This is a genomic window from Streptomyces sp. NPDC058964 (assembly GCF_042741275.1).
GTDB lineage: Bacteria > Actinomycetota > Actinomycetes > Streptomycetales > Streptomycetaceae > Streptomyces.
In genome coordinates this window covers 1-1,897 of record NZ_JBHYKH010000535.1, presented here as the reverse complement: position 1 = coordinate 1,897, position 1,897 = coordinate 1, and the positions used below count along the sequence as shown (strand labels likewise).

Below are 1,897 nucleotides of genomic sequence, written 5' to 3'. Positions count from 1 at the left end.
TTTAAAACCCCCCGGCTCTCCCTGGGGGGGGGGGGGGGGGGGGGGGGCGGCGCCCCGGCGCGCACACCGGGGGGGGGGGGGCGCCCCGGGGGGCCCGCGCGGCCCCCCCCCCGGCGAACGTCAGCTGAACGCCGACGCGCAGGTGGTGGCGGAGGCGTGCGCGGGGTCGAGCGCGTTGGCCACCTCGTGGAAGGCGATCCGGTCGAAGATGCCGATCGCCACGTGCTCGGAGAGGTCGAGCGGACACAGGTCCTGGAGCAGGACGTTGTGCACGTCGGAGCCGCTCAGGTACTGGTTGCGCCACGGCGTGGCCACCTCGTCGTACTTGGTGGCGATGACCGTGTAGTGCACTCCGGGGACGGTGTCGCCGCCCGCGTTGAGCTTGGTGAGGAAGGCGGAGCCGGCGATCTGGTCGGCGAGGCCGGGGGTGGTGGCCTTGAGCAGGTCCTCGGCGCCGGGGAAGTACGGCAGCAGGTTGGTGAGGCCGTCGAGGTCGGTTCCGTGGTTGTCGGGGGCGAGGCCGACGAGGGCGTTCACCTTGGCGGCTCCGCCCAGGAACTTCAGATAGTAGCGGGGCATCATGCCGCCCTGGGAGTGGCCGACGAGGTCGGCCTTGGCGGCTCCGGTGGCGGAGAGCACCTTGTCGACGAAGTCGGAGAGTTGCTGTGCCGACTTGTCGATGGGGCCGAGGCCGTAGAAGAGCGGGACACCGGACAGCTGCCCGTAGTCCAGGGAGAAGACGCAGTACCCGCGGTCCTTCAGGTACGGCGCGAGGGACAGCCAGTTGTCGATGGAGTTGCCCAGGGTGCCGTGGACCAGGACGACGGGGCGGGGGTGGCTCGCGGACGGCTTGCAGGAGTAGTCGTTCCAGCCGCTGCTGGGGGCGGTGGAGGCGTGGGCGGTGGCGGCGGGGACGGTGGCGACGGCGGCGGCCAGGAGCAGCGCGGCGAGGGGTCTGGCGACTCTCTTCCAGGGCAGCATCGTGTGATCTCCTTGCGGCTCAAGGGAGTTGCGACGGCCTTACGCCCTGTGATCCGGATCACGAGGATGCTGTTCACTCGTCAAGTTACGGGCGAGTAGTGGAAGTGTGAAGTTACGCGTCAGTAAAAACTTCCAGTGATAACCAGTGACGCGCCGGACAGCCGATGGACCGTCACCAGGCAGGCCTGATGGGACCGTAGGGCGCGATCCGCGCCAGCCCGTCCCGCAACACGCGCACCTCACCCTCGCCGAGCAGTTCGACCCATCCCCCCACCGCTTCGGCGGCCGCCTCCTCCGCCGCCCTCGTGCAGGCCCATCCGCGCTCGGTGAGCACGATCAGCCGGGCCCGCGCGTCCTCGGGGTGCGGCCGCCGTTCGGCGTACCCCTTGCGGACGATCTCGTCGACGAGCTGACTGGCGGCCTGCTTGGTCACTCCGAGATGCGCGGCGAGGTCGGTGACCGTGGCCCCGTCCGGAGCGAGCCGCGCGAAGGCGAAGCCGTGCGCGGGCCGCAGCCCCTCGAAGCCGCGGGCGACGACCCCGTCATGAATGCGTTGCGTGAGCTCGCCCGCGACGGCGAGCAGGGCGGCGGCCAGGGCGGTGACCAGGACGCCGACGAGGCCGCGGCGACCGGGTCTGCGGGGCGCCGGCGCCGCAGGGGCTGTGCCGACAGTGGGCATGGGGAACTCCTGGGTGCGGGAGGGATGGGAGAGCGCTCTCCGGCACCTTGCCCGTGGTGCAAGTCGCGGTCAAGGTTCTGCGCACGGCTTTTCTTTAGACTTGCATTAAGGGACGGTTGGAGTGCGCTGCCGCCCGTGCCCCGGTGTTGGGCCGCCGACGGCGCGGGAACCTGTGCCCGCTCGGCATACCTGCCCCGGCTTACGGCTGGTGCCCGCCCTTCGAAACCGCGGACTCCG

Annotated in this window: 2 protein-coding genes; both read right to left on the bottom strand. The window is 71.1% G+C overall.

The genetic code is table 11. The features are described from left to right. Positions 1–120: 120 nt before the first annotated feature. Positions 121–981, bottom strand: coding sequence for an esterase/lipase family protein (locus tag ACFW2E_RS39435; protein WP_384474666.1), 861 nt, complete (start codon positions 979–981; stop codon positions 121–123). Positions 982–1,153: 172 nt separating this feature from the next. Next, positions 1,154–1,660 (bottom strand): MarR family winged helix-turn-helix transcriptional regulator, encoded by a 507-nt coding sequence (locus ACFW2E_RS39430; protein ID WP_384474663.1) that lies wholly within the window; start codon positions 1,658–1,660, stop codon positions 1,154–1,156. Positions 1,661–1,897: the final 237 nt, after the last annotated feature.

Bases quoted from the DNA above. Each gene is read 5' to 3' on its own strand.
- ACFW2E_RS39430 (WP_384474663.1), bottom strand. From the start codon at position 1,660: ATGCCCACTGTCGGCACAGCCCCTGCGGCGCCGGCGCCCCGCAGACCC.
- ACFW2E_RS39435 (WP_384474666.1), bottom strand. From the start codon at position 981: ATGCTGCCCTGGAAGAGAGTCGCCAGACCCCTCGCCGCGCTGCTCCTG.